Here is a 21,220-nt window from a genome sequence, read left to right on the forward strand (position 1 = left end):
AACATTAAGGAGTTAGCACAAATGGCCTATACACATCTTACCACGGATGAACTTGCGTTCATAGAATTATATTACCACCAGAAAATTTCGGTCAGTGAGATCTGCCGGAGAATTAAGCGTTCAAGACAGACCGTCTATAATGTAATTAATGCACTCAAAGCAGGTATATCTGTACTGGAATTCTATTAGAACGATAAGAAAAGAAAATCTCTTGGTTATAGGACACCATTGGAAGTATTTATGAGTTTCATCGAAGATGAGAAATTGTCTAGCTTATTTTGACAAACGAAAAAATATAAAAGATTTAGATAGAAAAATTAAATTCTCTTTTGAAAAAATCTTGGAATATAATTTGAAAAACATATATTCTACGTTTAATCCAATGGAAGTAGCTGTTAAAGATGAGGTTAAAGTTATTTATTATATGGAAAATATATTGTTTATAACTAGTATTCTATGGGACTTACTTGCACAAATATGCAACATTTATTGGGAAGAATATATTGCATATGACAAAATTTATTATAAATCCTTTTTTAATAATAGAGCTCAGGGGAAAAGTGCTAGACCTTTTGCCAAAAAAGTATTTGATTATTTAACGGAAGATAATGATGTTTCCAATATAAATGGAAAGTGGAATGGTAACCATTCTTATTTAAAAGATATGAGAGACTCTATGACTCATAGAAGTTCACAAAACATTACTTCGTTGACAAACTTCGAACTAAATATGAGAGTACCATTTATTTATATCTTAAAAAGATTAATTGAAGATTATAATCAAGTATTTTTATTTTTAAATGAAATTCTTAATGACATTGAAAAAAACTTTGATTCATGATAATAAAGTTTATTTATGGTAAACCTGAGTGTATCTCTCAAGACTGCGGTATTTCCTAGAAAAAAATCGCATCATTTATGATAACTTTCAATGTATCTCCGAAGAGTGCGGTTATAATAATTAAAGTCGATATCAAAATGATGATATCGACTTTGGTTTATATGTTATGCAACTGTTCAAGTTCGTTCTTTATCTAACTTCTAATTTTATCATGTTTATCAGGATCATAAGTCGTTTATTCATTCGACCAATTAGATGCATCATATGCCCACTGGTATATACCTAACAGATACATCTCTTTATTCATATCTTGGGATTAAATATGCATGAAGGAAATAATCTTTATTGTCTAGTGTCTCATAATTTACCCTTGTAGGATTCAATGCTTTCATCATGGCATCGCCTACTAAGCTCATATCAAATAAATAATCTAGTCATGCGTGCATAGTAACATTAATCAATAAACTTCACACTTTTTTAGGTAGCAATTGTACAAAGCTCTTCAAGAAATTGTACATAACATACTTATAAATAACTAGGAAAGTTAATTCATATTTTTTAATAGTGTAAAAGTTAAAAGAGCTTTATATTAATTAAATATATTTCTTAATTAATTCAGCCTCTTCTTTGTATCCTCTTCTTTCTAGTTCTTTTACATAAACTGGCCATGGTGGTATGTTACTCATATACGGTTGAGAATCTGAGCCAGTATATAATCCGCCACCTGGGCCGGTGTATAATCCGCCACCTGGGCCAGTATATAATCCACCACCTGGGCCAGTGTATAATCCACCACCTGGGCCAGTGTACATTCCTCCACCTGGGCCAGTATACATTCCTCCACCTGGTCCGGTATATAACCCTCCACCTGGTCCAGTGTATTTATTTCTAATCCACATATAAATCCCTCCATTTTTAAAAATTATCAAATAATATTTTATTATACAATTGTCTTTATATACTTCTCTATTCAATAAAGTTTCTATCTGATAATATCTTTAATGAATAATGCTTCAAAAAACATTAAATATAAAGTAGCAACTTAATTGATTAATCGCTAATTTTATTCATTCATTTTACTGAATGATTTCATTCTTAAATTTAGCTCAAGTTTATTTTTATGGTTAAAAATACTTTCCGATACATTGCACACTTCAGCTAACATACTTTGTGGAATATATAGATTATAATCTTCCATAATTCTTCTTTTTATTTCTGAACCTTCCATTACCTTCTCATCAATTAATAATTCGATTGCTTGTGATAATGCAAGTGGTTCAGAACATGGTGTGTCTCTATCAAGAGGTTCAGGATTTCTCAAATTATGATAGCTCATATATCTATACAATTTGGTCTTTTCTTGAATACTAATTATGCCAAGCTGATGACCCCTTTCAATCATAGCTGCTAATGACACATTCCACTTTTTTTTAAGAGTTAATAAGTTATCTATATTAATAACAATATTTTTTAAATCCTTACTAAATTTTTCTTTAGGCAATAAAAATGCAGATGCAAATGAGTTTGCTTCTTTTTCCATCTCTTTGTATTCTTCTTTAGACAGCTCTTCCGGAACATAATCATTGTGTAGAATCCAATGCCCTAACTCATGTGCTATGCTGAACTGTTGTCTAAAAAATGAACGAGGATTCCCTGTAACAATACTAAAATAACTTTTACCATTAAGAACTGTTGTCGCACTAAATGCATCTACCTTGTCTTCATCATAACCAAATTTAACAGCAATTATTCCCATTAGTTCTACTACTTCTAGCATATCTTCAATTGGATCATCATCGATTCCCATATCATTTCTTAATTGCATGGTAATTTTCTCATAATTAATATCATTACTTATAGGAGCTAAGTCTTCATAATTAATTAATTTTGGAAACTCTACATATTGATCTAAGAAATCTCTAACAATGATTGAATACTTAAGTAAATACTCAGCTGGTATTTTGGACTTCTTAGTTGCTGTTAATCTTGAACGAAAGAAAGTTCCTTTACTTTCAAAATCAAAATTTTCTTCACAATAAAAGAACTCTCTAGGAAACCCCAAAATACCATTCAGTTTTAATGATTTTTCGGCGGTTGGATCTGCCATTCCATTTTCATATTTCGAAATCATTTGTTTAGAAATGTTTAGTTGCTCAGCAAGTTCAGTGATCGACATTTTGTTATATAATCTTGCTTCTTTTAATCTCTTACCATTAAAAGATGAATTCATTCTTCTTCACCCTATACATATTATTTCTTCAAACCAAAAATCCTTTGTTTTTGCTGTTTTTTCCTAGTGATATTAACATCTGTTTCTTTACGAGGAGGTTCAACATTTTCTTGCTCATTAGATAAATCATTATATTGTGGTTCTATTAAATGAGATAAATTTTCATCATCAACAAGCTGTTGATCATCATTGTATAAATGGGCAATGAATTCACTAGAAGTAAACGAGCATAAGATTACCTTCTCAGGTATAATTTCCATTTTCTCGAAAAGCTCTTCAGCCAATGTATCATACTGTACTTTAAGATCATTTTCAATTTCAAATTCTTGAAATAACTCTCCCTGCTTAGGTTTCTTATAACCATTAGCGACATTTGCAACTGTAGCATAATGTCCTTGCCATGGATGTTTCATAATATTTTTGAAATTAGGCTTTCTAAACACTAAAAATAACTCTTTGGTATCCTCAACGTATGCACCGACTGCTGTCCAAAATGCACCTCTATAAATCGGTATAGATTTAAAACCAACTCTTGTGCTGTCATTTATAAATTTATTGTAAATAATATCCCATTTAGCAATGCCTCTAGAATTACTAACGTTTAATTCGTTTTTCTTACCAATACTTTCTTCATATTCTCTTAATGCTTCTTCATCATTATTAACACAAGTGTTCACTAAATGTTTCAATAACCTTGAATTTGTATCAATCATATTCTTCCCCCTCGGTTTTATTATTATCATCATATCACATTTAGAATATTTTTAAAATAAATAATATTATTTTGTATTTTATATTAAAAAAGTCAACTAAGTGTATTGTGTAAAATGTGATTAAAATTATTTAAATTGTGTAAATATAACTTTAAATGATAATCAATCTATTAAACATTTCTCTAGATCCATTAATAATAACTTGTAATTATTTCTATGCCATTCTAATAATTTATTTCTAATCTCATCAAAATTGTTATTGATTGACTTTTCACTTGAGTAATCTAGGTCAAAAACATTTATAGTAGTCTGGAACTCTAAAGGTCGTTTCAATTCAAAATTTCGATGTTCATTTAATTGATTTCTTACTGTTCTGTTTTCAAAGTCAATCGTGAGTTTAAGGTTTGTAGGCAATATAAAACCTTTTGACTCATAATTATCAGATCCTATCTCATAGTGAATATTGTATTTTGCCATTTGGTGGTTAAATAACTGAAAATAGAACATCTTAGATGTTACTTTTTTATTAATAATATATTGCAGTTTATTATTTAGTATTTCTGAACCGAATAATTCGATTCCCATTTCATTTAGAAATTTTTCAATTTTATCAGACAAAACCGCTAATTGTTCATTCCCTTTATGATAAATATCACTCAAATCATTTGAATACTTACTGTTAAAGTTAGTCCACTCAACTTCTAATTCCATAGCTTCCTCCTTAATATATTCATTAATGTACTTAACAAATTCATTTAAAATAAAATAATGTCTATACTCCATATTCTTTTGCGGAATCTCTGAAAATACTTCAGCAAGTGATTCATAAGTAATTTCTGTTTGATGCTTCTCTTCATCTATTAAATCACTTATGTCTTTTAAATCTTTCCTACCGCTTAATTCCTTACTCCATGATGGTGCCAACAGAACTGTAACTACATGTTGTGAGTTATTGGAATCCAACATAAACTGAATATTAGATAAGTTATTATGATAATCATTAAGTTGATCATTATGTAGGGCAGCAAAAATTTTATTTTCTATACCAATAATTACTTCATTAATTTGTATTACAATATCTACTCTTCGCATATTGTTCAGGACGTATTCTCTTGTAACAACGACGTCTGTATAATCTAAATCCTCAATAACTTTATCATTTAAAAATGTGCTTAAAAAAGCTTTCAACGGTACATCAGATTTTATTCGTTTAGGATCTAATAAAAAGGCTAACCAATTACTGATTATATTTTCTTTGGATTCGATACCAAATATCTTTGCGATTGATTCAGAATGAACTTTTTCATCTACCACTGGGATATTATTTAGCATTTCTAAATAGCGCTCAATTGATGCCATGTGTATTTCTCCTCAACATTATTTAGCATTGTGTTTTATGGTTTGCTTCAATTCTTCGATTGTTAATGGTTGTTCCTTTTTTCTATGTACCATCTTATGACAATTTGAGCATAATGGCACTAAATCTGTTGTGGGGTCAACTATAATTTCTTCTTTTATGCTATACATAGGTTTTATATGATGAATCTCGATAAATCCCTTACCGATCTCTCCATAGATTTCTTCATAATTAAAACCACAACATCTACATGTTATACCATGTATTTCAATCGCTTTTTTTCTTAGCTTTTGATTACGTTCATATTTTGTTCCATATTGCTGTATTATCTTGCCCTCTTTATAAATAACGCTCTCTAACAAGTTTTCTTCAGATAGAGATTCTTCAGTATCTGAAGATAAATGTCTCAAAACAAAATCTAATAGCTCTCCTTTTAACATACGTGGTCCTTGGACTGCACCTTTCATGCCATTCTCTTGTAATGCTTTTAGGTTTAACGAACTCTCATCAAGTTCATTAACTAACTCCAACTCCATATGATTTCCATAATCGACATAATTCTCTCCATTGATAACAAATGTTCTATCGTCTATGGTTACTTTGGGTTTATTAACCGCTTTGATTTTACATACATACTTAATACATGAATATGGGGCTGATACATAAATTAATACCATGTCCCCTACTTCAGCTGACTTAAGGTTCCTACTTTGCTTCCAATCAATAGATTGCAATGCTTGAAAAGCACCAATTACATCGTACGATTTTATATTGCAAGGTATAATCCAATACTTCAATGTGTCCGATTCCCCCATTATATTAATTTGAGTACTTCGCCTAGCATTCTTCCATCAGATGTTTTCCAACTAACATTTCCATTTACGCTATTACCACTAACAAATTTAGCTGCACCCGAAGGACTCTTAAATAAGATGTCATTTATCACATAGTTATTCATATCTATATCATCAGCATATTTTTCTCGTTGTATCCTGACTTTATCACCACCAACTTCACTAATACTAGGTGATAGTTGGCTTCCTTTTAATAATACAAAACCTTCTGAAGTGCGACGCCCCATTGCTCTCACACCTTTTACTTCATATACAAAACCAGGCTCTAAAACATCTCGTTCTTCATCATTCATAATTTTCTCAAATACTTTATATCCTAATGCGCCCATAACAATTTTTGCATTATCCAAAAAATCTTCGAGTTCAGATTGCTTTTCCTCCGTAACATTACCTATGTTAGGTATATTACCGTTCTTAACTTCATATCTGTTACTCTCTTTTGCTATATTAACCATTCTGTGTTCTAGATAGCTTATTTCAGTAGGTCCAAATGAATTGTTAGACGTTGTTACTGCTACAGCTTCAGTCCAGTAATCTTTAGTCGTATCGTTTTTGTGTTCATTGATTCGATATAAAAGTCCTTCACCATTCGATCTAAAGCTTGCTTGTCCAATATAAACACTGTCTTTTTCATTATCATCCCTTGATCCAAAAAAGAAAATATATGCCTGATTGCTTTAGCTCTTTCCGATTAGAAATACGTTCAACTTTTGTTTGTGGAACCTTGAATATTACTCCGGTCCAATTAGCAAGTGTACATTTGATACGTCCATTAACATCCCCATCTATTAAATACAGATTGATATTCTTCCCTCGTTTGACCATAATTATTTGCTCCTTAAAATAAATGTACTTTTTCAATAATATTATCTCATATGCATAGTCATTTGATATGATATAAATATTAAATTATGAAGGAGCAGGGATAATGTCACAAATAAAACTGAATGATTTACTTGGTTTTACAGAAGAAGAAATGTATCATGTGAAAATCAAGTTCAACCAATCAAATGGCTTTGTTGATCCTATGGAAGTATTTAAGCAAAACCCAGAAGAAGTGAATACACAATGGCTATTTTGGAGAAACAAATCGAGATACTTTAATGTAGGTCAGACAGCAGTATGTTTACTCAAGCTTTCATACGATACGTGGTTACTTACGACGATTAAGAAAGTGACTAAAGAACTAGATGTATTAGAAGGTATCAATTATGAAGGTGTTGAACTGCAGCAATACGAAAAATATTATGGTCGAGTTATCATCAAGTTTAAGAAATCTTTCATGGCACAGGGACGTTTTTATAAAGATTTACATCAAGAGTTAATCGTTCAACAGATATTACCTACAATCTATGACGGTGATGACTTCCCTGGTTATGACAAGGTCAAACTATCATATCAGCAACTCGCAACGATTATTCATCGTGGTAAACGTGACTGGCTAGCCGCCCTTGAAAATCAAAAAGCAGTTTATCTTATCACCGATAAAAGTAATGGAAAGTTATATGTAGGATCAGCAACGAGTATGAGTAAGATGTTGCTAACAAGATGGTCTAACTATGTAGCTAATGGTCATGGTGGTAATAAAGAGTTAGTAGCACTAGTTGAAGAAAAAGGCTTTGATTATGTTAAAGAAAATTTTCAGTATACGATACTTGAGAACTATAATGGTAAAGTTGATGATAAGTTGGTGCTTCAAAGAGAATCATACTGGAAAGAAGCTTTGCAAAGTCGACAGTTTGGTTATAATTCGAATTAAAATGTCTCTATACAACTAAAAAGACATGTCAAATCGACATGTCTTTCGCCTCTATTCGCATAGTTAGACACAGCAGGGTAGGGTTTCCCTTATTCAGCATATATAATTATTCCTAGTTAATTTTTTAAATGTAATTTTACGAATTAGTTCATACAAAATTTCTTTCTTAATCATTAATAACATCAAGAATTAGTTTTTGTTGTTCCTATGTTACTTCCTTATCCTCGAGTAAAAGATTTTTAGCAGTTGTTTATTAATTTTGAAATCAATTGTAATCATATTATCGATTTCTAATGTAAAATAACATCCTAAAAACCTTATCATTTATGATAACTTTCAGCGTATCGTTAGAGAGTGAGGTATTTTGATTAACATTTTGTTCCTTTAGCTATTCATATATTATCACTAGTGTTGCATAAATAAAGACTGAAATTTCTGAAACTAATTTTTCTTCGAAAATTTAAAAATTGAAAACACCTGATTAAAGGTAGTAATCATCCATTTTTTTTGACTATAAAATTTCCATTGGTATAGCGATAAAATATCTTTGTGTTAAGGTACGTTATCACTGATTCTTCGAATCCATAGATGGCTACTTTTCCATATTGAAGCTTTAATTAACCGTGTAATTTGGAGTATATTCTTTTTACTATTTGTACTTAATTTAGAAATTACATTTAAGCAGTAAACTATCATCGCAATATAGACCTGATTAGCTACAGCTGTTTCAGAATGGCCATAGAATGTTTTAACGTTTAAATGTTGCTTAATCCATTTGAAGAATAGTTCAATCGACCAACGAGATTTATATATTTCACCAATCTTCTCCGGAGATAAATCAAATCTATTTGTGATTAAGACTAATTCATTACCTGATGAGTCTTTTACCAGTATTCTTCTAAAATAGTTTTCACTTCTGTTTAATGTGGTACCAACGACAACCATCTGTTCTGAGATTATATGACTGTTTTCATTGACTTCAAATGTTTCAATCACTCGATGTACTGCATTTTTACGAAGACGTGATACAAAAAAGTAACCATCATCAGTCATTTCATCAAACCTTTGATAATTAACATAACCTCTATCAAAGACGTAAAGACACTCTTTGTCATTAACAAACAGTTCTAGATGATTTTGGTCATTTTCACAAGCATTTGTTATATAAAAATTATCCGGATAACTATCACAATCAGGCATATGAACAAGTCTCAAATGTAATTTGACACCTGATTTTGTTTTACGAAATTTTGCCCATCGATGATTACGTAAGTTTAGCGGTAATGTGCTGGAATCAATTATCTTCAAAGGTGTTGTCAATTTTCTCTTTTGACTGAAATTATTTTTACAGTGAATTTGATCGAGTAACTCCAAAAATATATTTTGAAAGATTTCAGTCGGTACTTCTGCTAACTTCCTGCTTAATTGAGAATAGCTTATTGAAGTAAAACCAATGGTTTTCTGTAGTTCTTCTGAAAAGACACTATCACTTATAGCTCTTAAACTTTCACTTTCAACTAACTGTGAAAATAATAGCAGCCTAATAAAAGATAATGTGTTTAACTTCTTTGTGTAGTGATCTAAATTAAGAATTGTTACTTGCTTTGAAATTTTTTTAAAATCAATAGGAGATATCCATTGTTCAAATGATGATTTTCTAGTAAACTTATCCATAGGTTGTTCCTTTATTTTTGGATTTGGATGAGTATTACTACCTCCAACCATTATAAAGGAATTTTTTTATACAGAAAATTAATTTTAGAAAATTCAATTCATAACCGAAGGTTACGTTATTTTTATGCAACACTAGTGATATTAAAAGTGAGAGCTAAAATTTTCTAGTTCTCATTTAATGTTTATATTGCATCTAATTCAATTAATAATTACATATATAGAACATTTGTATAATTAACGGTCGTTTTTTGAACTTAATCTTGCATGTATTTTTTGTCATATTAAATACTCATTTTATGCACGAATTCTCGAAAATTATAATCTAGTCTAATACATAAAGGAATGACAAGTTCTTTATTAAAAGGAGAAAGAAGGGATTGTAAAGTATGAAAAAAAAATTATTGGTAAGCTTGTTTTCTCTGATGATGGTCATTGTTTTATCAGCTTGTACAAGCAATGACAGAGAAGCATCTGTAGAAGATACTAACAATGGAAAGGATTCAAATGAAGAGATGAATATGAATGAGGACAATGAAAATTCTATGGATGAAAATATGAATAACTCCTCCAGTGAAGGAGAAATGAATAATGGTTCCATGGGTAATGGTCATATGGATCATGATGATGTGGTAAGTCTAATTGATTCGACAGGAGAGAATGAACTGAATATCCCCCCTGTACTCAAAAGCGACAGCAACAAAGGTATTGAATATACAATACGCGCGCAAAAAGGAGAAACAGAAATATTTGATGGCGTTCAAACAAAAACATATGGTTATAATGGCTCGTTTCTAGGTCCCATGCTTCAATTTGAAAAAGGAGATACTGTGAAGATAAACTTAATCAATGAACTCGATGAAAACACCACTTTTCACTGGCATGGATTGGAAGTGCCAGGGAATGACGATGGTGGTCCACACAATGTATTGGAGCCAGGCGAAGAGAGTACTATTGAATTTGAAGTGACACAGGAAGCTGCCACATTGTGGTTCCATCCCCACCCGGAAGGAAAAACCTCTGAACAAGTGTACAACGGACTTGCTGGGTTAATTTATATCGAGGACCAAAATTCAAAAAAACTCGAATTGCCAAGCGAATATGGAGAAAATGATATTCCTCTCATTTTCCAGGACAGAGTCTTTGATGACGAAAAACAGTTGAATTATAAAGCAACAGCAAATGAAGATGGCACTGTCGGAGATACATCATTAATTAATGGCACATTGAATCCAAAATTAACTGTAGATAAAGAAAAAGTAAGGCTTCGACTTTTAAATGGATCAAATGCAAGAAATTACACCTTTAAACTAAATACAGGGGATTCTTTTGTACAAGTCGCAACGGACGGCGGGTTTTTAAATAAACCGGTCTCAATGGAAGAAATCACACTCACGCCTTCAGAGAGAGCCGAAATAATCATTGATTTTTCTAAAGTCGATGGTAATGAAAATATAGCGTTAATGAATGAAGATGGTGCCACGCTCTTACCTTTTGAAATCACAGATCAAACAGGTAAGAACATGGATATACCTGATGAAATGAATGACTTTTCAGTTACGGAAGAAGAAAAGAACCTGCCAGTGACAAAAGAAATTGAACTTTTCGGCATGATGGATCATGTAACGATAAACGGAAAAAAATTTGATCCTGAAAGAATTGATTTTACGCAGGAACAAGGTGTTACAGAAGTATGGGAAATCTATAATAAACCTGACATGATGGGCGGCATGATTCATCCGTTCCACATCCATGGTGCTCAGTTTAAGATCCTTTCCAGGAATGGAGAAGCACCACCTGAGAACGAAAGAGGCTGGAAAGATAGTTTTTCCGTTGCCCCGGATGAGACTGTAAAAATTGCCATTCAGTTTAAAAATAAAGGCATATATATGTTCCACTGTCACATACTTGAACATGAGGACAATGGGATGATGGGACAGGTTAAAGTAGAGTAAGCTCCAAAGCTTCAATCTAATAACAAAAAAGGAACTATTTCTTGATTTTTTCTAGACGAATTACAATATTGAGTAAGTTGGAGAAGGACAATCATCATTAAAATTGTGTGCAGTTTCTATGGAGTTTTACCATATCGGTTTATATGCGAAATGGATGGGTATTCAATTAATGTAAGTGCATTCAATTCTATAGGAGGGATTTATAATGGCTCATGAACAACATCAACAACTGATTCAGACGTTACATGAATGTATGGAAGCCTGTAACCACTGTTACGATGCCTGTCTGAGGGAAGAAGACGTAAAAATGATGGCGGAGTGTATCCGATTGGATCGTGAATGTGCAGATATCTGTGCATTTTTAGAACAGGCTCTGACAAGAAATTCACCATTTGCTTCTGATTTAGCAGCGGTATGCGCCAAGATTTGCGAAGCTTGCGGCAACGAGTGTCAAAAACATGACCACGATCACTGCCAGAAATGTGCAGATGCGTGCTTCAAATGTGCAGAGGCTTGTAAAGAAATCGCCTAAGCACAACACTTAGAAAGAAGTGGTATGTCGGAACTTATTCTGGACATACCACTTCTTTTATTTCCGGTTAAGATTGTACCCAGCATTTTAACGAAAATATACATTAAAGTGTATTTGCATTATTAATTAAGAGCGCCCTTGATTTTGACAATACTTATAAGAGACGCCTTAGTTTAGACAAGGTTATAAAAAACAGTTGAGTTCGCTTAGAACCATCGTTGCAAGGAGGAGTAAACCGAATTCCCTTCAAAACAGTCATTAATGTATCTGTTAATTCATATAATAAAAAGAGCTTATCCATGCAGATTATCCATTTGAGATAGATAATCCAGTAAAGATAAGCTGTCTTTTTTATATTCGCTCATTAGCATCACCTCAGAAATAATAGTTTCTAAAACATATGCTCATGGTTTGTGCAGTTAGTGTGCGGTTTTTAAAATATTTCAAATTAATTTTAGCAATGTGCTCAAAATCTACATTTTTAAGCAATCGATAATATGAGAAAGCTACTTTCTAATCCACTTGTAGCCCACGCCCCACACCGTGTGAAAGTAATCATCGATAGGAAAGCCGACTTCCCGAATTTTTTTCCGCATATTTCTAACATGGGAATCCACAGTACGTCCTTCCGTTTCAGAATGCATGCCCCACACTAAATCAATCAATTGATCTCTAGAAAATATCCTTCCTGGATTTTTCATGAGTAACCCAATGATTGCAAATTCTTTTGGTGTTAATTTTACAAGCTGTTCTTTATAGGATAGTTCAAATTGATCTTCGTCCCATAACAGTCTTTCGACTTCAATCCGGTTGACAGGTCTTGTTCTTCTTAGTAATGCATCCATTCTTGCAACCAATTCTTCTTCATTAAAAGGTTTTGTTATATAGTCATCTGCACCCAGCTTGAGTCCTTTTACAATATCTTCTTTCTGCTCACGTGCAGTCACCATGATAATAGGTACATCTGAGTATTGCCGTATTTCTCTGCATACTTCCCATCCATTCATTTCAGGCATCATGATATCCAGTAGTATAAGATCAAACTTCTCTTCTTTAACAAACTTAAGCCCTGCTTTTGCACCTACTGCTTTTCGACAAAAATAAGGGTAAGGTTTCAAGTATAATGTCAACAGTTCGAGCATTCTCTCTTCATCATCGATTAACAGCACTTTATTCATTTACATTCTCCTTCTTTAAAGATATGACGAAAACAGTCCCCTTGCCAAGTGTACTTTCTACTCCAATATTGCCACCATGCAACTCCACAATTTCTTTAGCGATTGTCAGCCCGAGACCAGACCCTCCGCTTACCCGGGATCTAGACTTTTCAGAACGATACAGTCGATCGAATATAAAGGGTATATCTTTTTCTGGGATTCCTTCTCCTGTATCTGAAATAGTTGTTAAAATTTCATTTTTATTTTGAATCACTTCCATTGTGATATGACCTTTCTCGGGAGTATACTTTATTGCATTATCTAATATATTCAATATAACTTGTTGAATTCTTTCGGGATCTGCCATAACAACCAAGTTGTCCGGACAATGAAAGAAAAGCTCTATCTTTTTTTCATTGAGCGCTGGACGGATTCGTGCTAAAACCGTCTCAATCAAAGCGCTAAATACTACCCTCTCTTTTGTGATGGCAAATTCATTATGATCGATTTTAGCTAATTCAAACAGATTTTTTATCAGGTCTGCTAAATGCTCTGTTTCTTCCTGAATGATTTTAATGTATCTATTCCTGTCCGTCGTGGATATTTCTTTTCTGCTAATAATATCCGTATACCCTTTCATATAGGTTAAAGGTGTTCGTAGCTCATGCGATATACTCCCTAAAAATTCATTTCTCTCGTTTTTTAAACGTTCCAGATCTTGCGAGAGCAAAGTAATCGAAGTCGCCAAATCTCCAAGCTCATCTTTTCGATGTGTATACAATTCCACGTTATGATTGCCTCTACTTAATTGTTCTGTCGCTTTTTTCATCCTCAATACCGGTTGGGTAATAACTCTGGAAAGAATAAACACCGTTATAACAGTCAGAAGTAAAGTAAATAGACCCACAAGCCAAAACTTATGGCTGAGATGATCAATAATCCGTTCGATGCTATCACTTTCAGCAAACATAAAAACATGCCCGCTATGAGTTTCGTTAAAAGTTAGGGGGCTGTCTGTAGAGACATATTTTTCTTCTGACCAATTTGATTTCAGAATGGCTCCTTCTTGTGGTATTTCATCATAATCAGTATGTTCAATGACAGTTTTCATTTCTGGTTCAACTGGATCAGAACTGATGATTACTTTTCCATTCTCATCTGTTATCACCGCAATAAAATCTGATTCTGACTCCATAATCGCAACATGCTCCAGTGTCGTGGTTGTATAGTTTTCTTCTAATACGTCTCTGTGTGTATTCCCCCGAGCCAATAAATCCCCCATCACTTCCTCCACACGATCAGCGACCAGATTTGTATATAGAATATAGAATAATATGATTTCAATAATAAGAATCACCAGAAAAAACAAAAGTCCGATTTTTAAAGCTAATTTATTGAACATAAAAGCCTCCTCAGTTTTCTGCAACAGTATAAATCGTAATATATCATCTTATCATTTTGTTTATTAGTCATATTATATAGAAAAGTAGTATTTTTATTATGAATAATTCAGCTTATTTTACTTTTCCCACAACTAAAATTTTCTTCCACTATTCTTATGAGCCGTCATTAGACACATAACTATTTCTGTTTATAGTCTAGATTGCTAACTCATCTTCGTTCTGTGGATTGATTGCAACATACAAAATACCATCATCTTTCATTTCCACTATCTTTCGATAAAATAACCTAGCAGAGGTAGCAGCTGCAACGAAGTTTTAGTCTGAAAAATGTATGACTAAGTATAACACCTGACCGTCAAGATTTTTTAAATTTAAAGGGTGACTCGAAGTTACATGAGTGATTTTACCACATCCTGCTAAAAATATAGATGATAATATTATATTATTAATTATTAATTTTCTTGGTATCATGATTATATTCGCTACTCTCCTTATAGATTTTATTATTTAAATATTGATTTTCCGTGCAGATTTGAAGGAAGCGCTGAGATATCATCCACGGTTAATAAACCTTTAAATTGAAATCCAATATGTCGAGTCGGTAATATTATTCTTGATTAAATACATTTATTTTTCATTGAATCTGCACGTAAACTGCAAAATTTATTGGTAAAGTTCTCAGTATAACTAATAAAATGGAGGGCATATACATGGTAAAAAATAAAATATTATTAGGGTTTCTTTCGATATTCATTGTATCTTTACTGACTGCGTGTGGTAACGGGGAGACTCAGCCTAATGAAAATGAAGAAAGTCAAAGCACTGAAACAGAGTCTAGCTCCGAAGAAGAGATGGACATGGGATCAGATTCCGGCGGTCATATGGAACATTCAGCTGATGAGATGTCCAGTTCCGGTGAAGTACCTGAAGACTTGAAAGAAGCAGAAAATCCAACTTATGCAGTTGGAAGTCGGACAATTATTGAAGCAGAGCACATGCAAGGTATGGATGGTGCTGAAGCAACAATTTCCGGTGCTTTTGACACGACTGTCTATACTGTCTCATACACACCTACGAATGGTGGAGATCCTGTCGAAGATCATAAATGGGTCATCCATGAAGAATTGGAAGGTCCAGGAGAAGCACCACTGGAGCCCGGCACTGAAGTGACCTTGGATGCGGATCACATGAAAGGCATGGATGGTGCAACAGCCACGATTGACTCAGCTGAAGAAACGACTGTCTATATGGTAGATTTTGTTACAACAGATACTGAAGAAGAAGTGCAGAATCATAAGTGGGTTACAGAAAGTGAACTGGCACCTGTGGAATAAATTAGTGAATAGTAATATAGGATAAAAGCATGGATTCCTGATTACAAAGAAAAAATCCGGCAAATCTTGAATTAAGATTTGCCGGATTTTTTATCTTGGTCTCTTTCTACAATTATTATATAGAATCAATATGACATAAAAAGATGATACTCTAAATTCTTAAAATCTTTTGTCATTAACTAGCTGCAGCATGAACACGCAGAACCATCTTCTTTATCAATATCCTCTTTAATCTCGTAGCCGGTATTTTGAATAGCACCTTTGATGTCTGCCAAATTAATTGTACTGTCATTAAATGTTACATCTACTTTACCTTCAGGAATTTGAGCTTTGACTGATTCAACGCCATTTAATTGACTGACACTTCCCTCAACTTTATTAACGCAAGCCCCACATGACATTCCTTCTACATTAAGTGTTACTTTTGACATATAAATTCCTCCTTAAAATTTAATTAGATTACGCTATACAATAATTTCATCATACCCCAGGCAGGTATTTTATATTTTCTCTATTTTTTTTATTTAACCAATCAATTATCTTAATTAATTCATTGTATCTACTGCTGATTAACAGTTACATTGACCTGGAACACAATTACATTGCACTTCGTCAACTGCATTCTTTTTTTTCATTTCTAATACTTCTTCTAATTCTTCTATGTCTCTAAAACTTAATGTTGATTTTGAAATTAAATCTGCAATTATTTTTCCAACGTCTTTACTACATATATTATTGAAAGTTTGTTCAAGCCTACTTTTAAGAAAATCACTTTCCTTTAAATCAGTTGAATAAATGTATTTATTGCCGTCCTTTTCTGTGTTTAATACACCTTTATCAACAAGTCTGCCAATAAGTGTTTTGGTCGTGGCCGGTTTCCAATTCTTTTTATTTTCTATAATATCTCTAATATCTTTACTCGTAGTTTTATTTTGTGCCCAAACGACCCGCATCACTTCCCATTCGGAATCTGTGATATTTGAATCAATTGCTTTGGTCATATTTTCACCTCTAAATTTTTCAAGTATTTTTAAGATGTCTTTCATATTTCATACAGTAAAGAATTAAAATACCGACTATCCTTAAGTAAGGATTTGTCGGCATTTATTTTATTCTACTTCAAATCTATGAAGTAACTGCGCATTGATTGCAACGATGATTGTACTGAGACTCATCAAAATCGCACCTACAGCCGGACTGAGTATTATCCCCCAAGGCGCCAGCACTCCTGCTGCCAATGGGAGGGCAATCACGTTATATCCGGTTGCCCAGATCAGATTCTGTACCAATTTATTATATGTTCTTTTGGACAGGCTGAATATTGCAAGAATATCTTTCGGATTACTGTCAACGAGAACGATGTCTGCACTATCCATCGCGATATCTGTGCCTGCACCCACTGCGATACCAACATCTGCTTTAGTCAATGCCGGTGCGTCATTGATTCCGTCACCTGTCATTGCAACAACCAAACCACGTTCTTGGATTTCTGTCACTTTATCTGCTTTCTCATTGGGTATTACTTCAGCATAGACTTCATCAATCCCAATTTGTTCTGCGACATAATTTGCGACTTTTTGGTTATCTCCGGTCAACATTATAGCTTTAATATTTCTCTTATGCAGCTGTTCTATTGTCTGCTTAGAACTTTCCTTAATCTTATCTGCCAGTGCAATGGCACCTGCTAATTCTTCGTTTACCAAAATAAAAACTACCGTCTTACCTTGTTCTGACCATTTATTAAAGTTCTTATCGTCAAAATCTATTTTTTGTTTACGTACATATCCCGGACTCACTACTTTGACTTGTTTATCATCAATCGTCCCTTCAATTCCTACACCAGTAATTGAATTGAAATTTGACATTTCAAGCAATTCAAGTTCTTTTAACTTGGCTTCATTGAGTATACCTCTCGCAATAGGGTGTTCCGAGTCATTTTCTATTGTTGCTGCATAACTTAAAAGGGTATTTTCGTCAATATTATTGAAAGTCTGTATATCTGTAACACCAAATTTACCCTCAGTCAAAGTACCCGTCTTATCGAAGATCACAGCGTTAATTTTACGAGCCTTTTCAAACTGTGGACGTTTTCGAATTAACAAACCGTGCTTTGCAGCAAGTGATGTAGATACTGAAATAACCAACGGTGCTGCCAGACCTAAAGCATGAGGACAAGCAATAACCAAAACTGTTACCAATCTTATGATAGCAGTATCTATAGTTGCTCCAATACTTATCCAAGCGATAAATGTGATAATACCGGCAGCTAAAGCGATATAGAATAACCATTTAGCTGCTTTATTAGTTACATCCTGAGTTTTCGATTTAGTACGTTGTGATTCTCTAACCATATCTATAACTTGTGTCAGATAAGATTCATTCATCAGTTTCTCTACTTCAATAGTGAGAGAACCTTCTCTGTTTATTGAACCTCCAATGACCTCGTCATCAACGGATTTTTCAACTGGAACAGATTCACCCGTTAACATTGATTCATCAACTTGCGACTTTCCTTTAACGATTTTACCATCCAGTGGCATTTTTTCTCCGGGTTTTACTAATAATAAATCACCCGCTTTAATATCATCAATCTGAACTTCTTCTGTTTCACCATTTTCAGTGATACGGTTTGCCGTATCAGGCATTAATGATGCGAGGGATTCCAGAGCCTTGGAAGCATTGTTAATAGCTCGCATTTCAATCCAATGTCCCAGAAGCATGATTAATACAAGAGTTGCCAGCTCCCAGAACATTTCTTCCCCATTGAATCCAAAAACAACTGCCATACTATAGAGGTAAGCGACAGAAATCGCCATTGCTATTAATGTCATCATGCCTGGTTCTTTGTTTTTCAATTCATCGTAAGCGCCCTTAATGAATGGCCAACCCCCGTAGAAATAAACGAACGTGGCCAACGCTGCCACAATATAACTATCTCCAGTAAATTGCCAATCCACACCTATGAAATTTTGAATCATCGGAGATAGAAGTACAATTGGAATTGTGAATATCAGGATAATGAAGAATTTATTACGAAAATCTGTCACCATATGCGCATGATGATCGTGTCCGCTATGATTATGGGATTCGTGGCTCTCCTCATGGTTATGATGATTTTCTTCATGCTCAGCATGATTATGATTACCTTCTTTATTCATTTTTTTCCCTCCTATATTATAATAAGACTACAACTGTAATCGATTTATTTACTTAAGTTTACATCTGTAATCGTTAATTGTCAAGCTGTTAATTTACTAAGTTTATTATAAAAAATATATGTGCAGAAACTATCCACTACATGTATTTAAAAACTAAGTAAAAATAAATTAACTGCTACTCTGAGATTTAACATTGAATTAAAAATGCAGATTCCACAACACTTAATAGCATTGGGTAATCTGCATTCAATAATATTATTTAAGCTGTAAATCTGTCAGACAGGTGCTGTCATTCTCAAAAGTTGAAAAATTAGATTCAACTTTTTTTCCATCATAATTAATTTCTAAAGAGTAATTTTTATCTCTTGGCAGCCAAAAATCCAAAAAACCATTCTTAAGGGTAGTCAACTTCTCATCAACGTGAACTTCTCCATCTTCATCTGTAATTTTTACATCCATCTCTTCATTCATCAGCTCTCCCTGACAACCTGTTAAGCTATGAAATTCACAAGGATGTGTATCTGAGATGTATGGTGCAATAGATACAAAAAATTCATCGTCTGGCAAAGTATAGACATTCTCATCTCCACTATCTTTAACAATAAGTGTTTTATCATTTATAGATGCTGATTCTACAATATTACTAGCGCTTAATTCCGAAACCATTTCTTTAATATTTGATTCGTTCGATGCTGAGTCATCACTACAACCTGTTAAAATAAAGATTACGCCCATCAAAACTGGCATTAAATATTTTTTCATCCAGATTCCTCCTTGATATTTAATTTTAACAATAATTTTTAAACAAATTTTATAATAATATGTCATTTCTATGAAAGTTATATAAACAAGTCATTTAATGTATTCATAATTAGAAGCTTTGAAAATCTCCAAAGTACGGCTGCAGCCAAATGATAATCTGAGTCAATCCATCAAAATACAGAAGTACACCCATTAATATCATGATGACCCCACCAACTTTCATAATCGTATTCGAGTATTTCAGCATCCAGCGTGTACGAGATACGAAAAAGCTCAATATAAAGAATGGAATTGCAAAGCCCAGACAGTAAATAACCATTAACATTAAAGCATCTTTTGGTGCACTGGCACTCATTGCGAAAATAGCTCCGATAATCGGTCCATTGCACGGCGTCCATCCGGCACCAAAAGCCATACCTATTAAAGTTGAACCTAAAAATCCTGACGGTCTGTTTTTAAATTTTAATTTCCTCTCTTTCATCAAGAAATTAAAATTAAGCACGCCGGTAATGATAAGCCCGAAGAAAATAATCAAGATTGAACCCAGTTGTCTGATCAGATTCGCATGTTCAATCAATATTCCGCCTAAAAAGGACATGCCAAACCCCAGGGCTATATAGAATAAGCTGAATCCCACAAGAAAGAAAAGTGTGTGGAATATTGCGCGTGCATTGAATTTTTGATTTTGAATCGTCTACACTTAATTGGACAACTCCCCTGAGGGGATGTATTGTTAAATTAAGAAAGTAGGCGATTTAAATATATAAGGAGGTAAAGCAGAAAACATAGAGTGAAGAGCATCTTCAATATCATCTGCCTTGCGACCTTGAGGTCGTATAGTGATAATCATCTTAGAGATTCTTTCTACTAAGGTTATGACAGCACTCCCATGATTACGGCCAATGATAGTGTCACCTTCAAGATGACCAAATTCTTGAAAGAAGAAAGGAAACTCTTCTATTCTTTCAGAAATGTGTCTTTTGAAAGCCTGTCTACCTCTTTTTTCACAATGACCATTTGGCTTCCTTTTACCTTTCATAGGTAAAGATTGTACCGAAAAGATGTTTTCCTTAAACATTCTATAAAGAGTTTTTACAGAACAATCAATCGGGTGTTCACCTCTGCCAATAATGGTGTCAGGTGTCCAGCCATCGGCTACTTTTTCTCGAATATAAGCTGACTGATTTTCTGGAAGTACTATTCTATGTCTGCCACAATTTGATTTTCTTTGCTTATACTCCTGGTAATATTCCAGTGCAGTTATACCTGTCTTAAGTGCATTTATTACGTTATAAATTGTCTGTCTTGATCGTTTCAATCTCTTTGCGATTTCTTTTACCGAAAGATTTTGATGATAATATGATTCTATGAACGTGAGTTCATCCGTGTTAAGATGTTTATAGGCCATTCTGTACTAACTCCTTATGTTTTCTTTGGTCGGAAATACATATTGAGTTTAGCACAGAAGGCTTTTTTAGTTGTCTAGCTTAATTT

General features: G+C 33.3%; 19 protein-coding genes and 2 pseudogenes. 6 read left to right on the plus strand and 15 right to left on the minus strand.

All coding sequences use genetic code 11. From position 1 onward, the window contains the following. Positions 1 to 21 precede the first annotated feature (21 nt). Together BHX94_RS10405 and BHX94_RS10410 are read left to right on the plus strand one after the other, a co-directional pair. Positions 22 to 186: pseudogene (locus BHX94_RS10405) on the plus strand (helix-turn-helix domain-containing protein); the annotation flags it as partial. Positions 187 to 256: 70 nt separating this feature from the next. Next, on the plus strand, positions 257 to 841 hold the full coding sequence (locus BHX94_RS10410; protein WP_096077694.1) for a hypothetical protein: 585 nt from the start codon (positions 257 to 259) through the stop codon (positions 839 to 841). A gap of 593 nt (positions 842 to 1,434) precedes the next feature. Here the strand turns inward: BHX94_RS10410 and BHX94_RS10415 are convergent. The 6 genes from BHX94_RS10415 to BHX94_RS13015 all read right to left on the minus strand — a co-directional run bounded on the left by BHX94_RS10415 (position 1,435) and on the right by BHX94_RS13015 (position 6,450). Beyond that, positions 1,435 to 1,740, minus strand: coding sequence for a hypothetical protein (locus BHX94_RS10415; RefSeq protein WP_111746490.1), 306 nt, complete (start codon positions 1,738 to 1,740; stop codon positions 1,435 to 1,437). Positions 1,741 to 1,904: 164 nt separating this feature from the next. Then, positions 1,905 to 3,071: an XRE family transcriptional regulator gene (locus tag BHX94_RS10420; RefSeq protein WP_111746492.1), complete on the minus strand. Its 1,167-nt coding sequence runs from the start codon at positions 3,069 to 3,071 to the stop codon at positions 1,905 to 1,907. A gap of 20 nt (positions 3,072 to 3,091) precedes the next feature. After that, a complete protein-coding gene (locus BHX94_RS12950) occupies positions 3,092 to 3,784 on the minus strand; it encodes a DUF5986 family protein (protein ID WP_199798151.1) in 693 nt (230 codons plus the stop codon). Between the two features lie 162 nt (positions 3,785 to 3,946). Continuing rightward, positions 3,947 to 5,143 (minus strand): PD-(D/E)XK nuclease family protein, encoded by a 1,197-nt coding sequence (locus tag BHX94_RS10430; RefSeq protein ID WP_111746494.1) that lies wholly within the window; start codon positions 5,141 to 5,143, stop codon positions 3,947 to 3,949. An 18-nt stretch (positions 5,144 to 5,161) separates the two neighbouring features. Continuing rightward, positions 5,162 to 5,938, minus strand: a complete 777-nt coding sequence (locus BHX94_RS10435; protein ID WP_242446690.1) for an HNH endonuclease — start codon at positions 5,936 to 5,938, stop codon at positions 5,162 to 5,164. A 17-nt stretch (positions 5,939 to 5,955) separates the two neighbouring features. After that, entirely contained in the window at positions 5,956 to 6,450 is a 495-nt protein-coding gene (locus BHX94_RS13015) for a DUF4357 domain-containing protein (RefSeq protein ID WP_242446691.1), read from the minus strand. A 473-nt stretch (positions 6,451 to 6,923) separates the two neighbouring features. On the opposite strand from BHX94_RS13015, the gene BHX94_RS10445 reads away from it, so the two are divergent. Further along, positions 6,924 to 7,754 (plus strand): GIY-YIG nuclease family protein, encoded by an 831-nt coding sequence (locus tag BHX94_RS10445; RefSeq protein ID WP_111746498.1) that lies wholly within the window; start codon positions 6,924 to 6,926, stop codon positions 7,752 to 7,754. 552 nt (positions 7,755 to 8,306) lie between these two features. Here the strand turns inward: BHX94_RS10445 and BHX94_RS10450 are convergent. Continuing rightward, entirely contained in the window at positions 8,307 to 9,428 is a 1,122-nt protein-coding gene (locus BHX94_RS10450; RefSeq protein ID WP_111746499.1) for an IS4 family transposase, read from the minus strand. 386 nt (positions 9,429 to 9,814) lie between these two features. Here BHX94_RS10450 and BHX94_RS10455 point away from each other — a divergent pair, with 386 nt between their 5' ends. Both BHX94_RS10455 and BHX94_RS10460 read left to right on the plus strand, forming a co-directional pair. Further along, complete coding sequence (locus BHX94_RS10455) at positions 9,815 to 11,380, plus strand: multicopper oxidase family protein (RefSeq protein ID WP_111746501.1); 1,566 nt, start codon at positions 9,815 to 9,817, stop codon at positions 11,378 to 11,380. Positions 11,381 to 11,585: 205 nt separating this feature from the next. Continuing rightward, complete coding sequence (locus BHX94_RS10460; RefSeq protein WP_111746503.1) at positions 11,586 to 11,912, plus strand: four-helix bundle copper-binding protein; 327 nt, start codon at positions 11,586 to 11,588, stop codon at positions 11,910 to 11,912. A gap of 506 nt (positions 11,913 to 12,418) precedes the next feature. On the opposite strand, the gene BHX94_RS10465 is transcribed toward BHX94_RS10460, so the two are convergent. Together BHX94_RS10465 and BHX94_RS10470 are read right to left on the minus strand one after the other, a co-directional pair. Next, complete coding sequence (locus tag BHX94_RS10465; RefSeq protein ID WP_199798152.1) at positions 12,419 to 13,090, minus strand: response regulator transcription factor; 672 nt, start codon at positions 13,088 to 13,090, stop codon at positions 12,419 to 12,421. Beyond that, positions 13,083 to 14,471, minus strand: coding sequence for a sensor histidine kinase (locus tag BHX94_RS10470; RefSeq protein WP_111746505.1), 1,389 nt, complete (start codon positions 14,469 to 14,471; stop codon positions 13,083 to 13,085). Before BHX94_RS10470 ends, BHX94_RS10465 begins: the two co-directional genes overlap by 8 nt. Positions 14,472 to 15,182: 711 nt before the next feature. On the opposite strand from BHX94_RS10470, the gene BHX94_RS10475 reads away from it, so the two are divergent. Continuing rightward, positions 15,183 to 15,806, plus strand: coding sequence for a YdhK family protein (locus tag BHX94_RS10475; RefSeq protein ID WP_111746507.1), 624 nt, complete (start codon positions 15,183 to 15,185; stop codon positions 15,804 to 15,806). A gap of 179 nt (positions 15,807 to 15,985) precedes the next feature. Here the strand turns inward: BHX94_RS10475 and BHX94_RS10480 are convergent, their stop codons facing one another. The 6 genes and pseudogenes from BHX94_RS10480 to BHX94_RS10505 all read right to left on the minus strand — a co-directional run. Beyond that, positions 15,986 to 16,237 carry a copper ion binding protein gene (locus BHX94_RS10480; RefSeq protein WP_051239034.1) on the minus strand — a complete coding sequence of 84 codons (252 nt, stop codon included), beginning with the start codon at positions 16,235 to 16,237 and terminating at the stop codon, positions 15,986 to 15,988. 138 nt (positions 16,238 to 16,375) lie between these two features. Next, positions 16,376 to 16,852, minus strand: coding sequence for a CopY/TcrY family copper transport repressor (locus BHX94_RS10485; protein ID WP_462491171.1), 477 nt, complete (start codon positions 16,850 to 16,852; stop codon positions 16,376 to 16,378). Positions 16,853 to 16,915: 63 nt separating this feature from the next. Then, positions 16,916 to 18,964, minus strand: coding sequence for a copper-translocating P-type ATPase (locus BHX94_RS10490; protein ID WP_111746511.1), 2,049 nt, complete (start codon positions 18,962 to 18,964; stop codon positions 16,916 to 16,918). 255 nt (positions 18,965 to 19,219) lie between these two features. Then, positions 19,220 to 19,726: a CueP family metal-binding protein gene (locus tag BHX94_RS10495; protein WP_111746513.1), complete on the minus strand. Its 507-nt coding sequence runs from the start codon at positions 19,724 to 19,726 to the stop codon at positions 19,220 to 19,222. 109 nt (positions 19,727 to 19,835) lie between these two features. Next, positions 19,836 to 20,324, minus strand: coding sequence for a sulfite exporter TauE/SafE family protein (locus tag BHX94_RS10500; RefSeq protein ID WP_455565344.1), 489 nt, complete (start codon positions 20,322 to 20,324; stop codon positions 19,836 to 19,838). Positions 20,325 to 20,468: 144 nt separating this feature from the next. Further along, positions 20,469 to 21,134 (minus strand): annotated as a pseudogene (locus tag BHX94_RS10505) (IS30 family transposase); the annotation flags it as partial. Between the last annotated feature and the right edge of the window lie 86 nt (positions 21,135 to 21,220).

The sequence above is a fragment of the Macrococcoides bohemicum genome (genome assembly GCF_003259675.1).
GTDB classification, from domain to species: domain Bacteria; phylum Bacillota; class Bacilli; order Staphylococcales; family Staphylococcaceae; genus Macrococcoides; species Macrococcoides bohemicum.

Bases quoted from the DNA above. Each gene is read 5' to 3' on its own strand.
- BHX94_RS10460 (WP_111746503.1), top strand. From the start codon at position 11,586: ATGGCTCATGAACAACATCAACAACTGATTCAGACGTTACATGAATGT.
- BHX94_RS10465 (WP_199798152.1), bottom strand. From the start codon at position 13,090: ATGAATAAAGTGCTGTTAATCGATGATGAAGAGAGAATGCTCGAACTG.
- BHX94_RS13015 (WP_242446691.1), bottom strand. From the start codon at position 6,450: ATGGTTAATATAGCAAAAGAGAGTAACAGATATGAAGTTAAGAACGGT.
- BHX94_RS10410 (WP_096077694.1), top strand. From the start codon at position 257: ATGAGAAATTGTCTAGCTTATTTTGACAAACGAAAAAATATAAAAGAT.
- BHX94_RS10480 (WP_051239034.1), bottom strand. From the start codon at position 16,237: ATGTCAAAAGTAACACTTAATGTAGAAGGAATGTCATGTGGGGCTTGC.
- BHX94_RS10450 (WP_111746499.1), bottom strand. From the start codon at position 9,428: ATGGATAAGTTTACTAGAAAATCATCATTTGAACAATGGATATCTCCT.
- BHX94_RS10475 (WP_111746507.1), top strand. From the start codon at position 15,183: ATGGTAAAAAATAAAATATTATTAGGGTTTCTTTCGATATTCATTGTA.
- BHX94_RS10490 (WP_111746511.1), bottom strand. From the start codon at position 18,964: ATGAATAAAGAAGGTAATCATAATCATGCTGAGCATGAAGAAAATCAT.
- BHX94_RS10430 (WP_111746494.1), bottom strand. From the start codon at position 5,143: ATGGCATCAATTGAGCGCTATTTAGAAATGCTAAATAATATCCCAGTG.
- BHX94_RS10420 (WP_111746492.1), bottom strand. From the start codon at position 3,071: ATGAATTCATCTTTTAATGGTAAGAGATTAAAAGAAGCAAGATTATAT.
- BHX94_RS10470 (WP_111746505.1), bottom strand. From the start codon at position 14,471: ATGTTCAATAAATTAGCTTTAAAAATCGGACTTTTGTTTTTTCTGGTG.
- BHX94_RS10445 (WP_111746498.1), top strand. From the start codon at position 6,924: ATGTCACAAATAAAACTGAATGATTTACTTGGTTTTACAGAAGAAGAA.
- BHX94_RS10455 (WP_111746501.1), top strand. From the start codon at position 9,815: ATGAAAAAAAAATTATTGGTAAGCTTGTTTTCTCTGATGATGGTCATT.
- BHX94_RS12950 (WP_199798151.1), bottom strand. From the start codon at position 3,784: ATGATTGATACAAATTCAAGGTTATTGAAACATTTAGTGAACACTTGT.
- BHX94_RS10500 (WP_455565344.1), bottom strand. From the start codon at position 20,324: ATGTCCTTTTTAGGCGGAATATTGATTGAACATGCGAATCTGATCAGA.
- BHX94_RS10485 (WP_462491171.1), bottom strand. From the start codon at position 16,852: ATGAAAGACATCTTAAAAATACTTGAAAAATTTAGAGGTGAAAATATG.
- BHX94_RS10415 (WP_111746490.1), bottom strand. From the start codon at position 1,740: ATGTGGATTAGAAATAAATACACTGGACCAGGTGGAGGGTTATATACC.
- BHX94_RS10495 (WP_111746513.1), bottom strand. From the start codon at position 19,726: ATGAAAAAATATTTAATGCCAGTTTTGATGGGCGTAATCTTTATTTTA.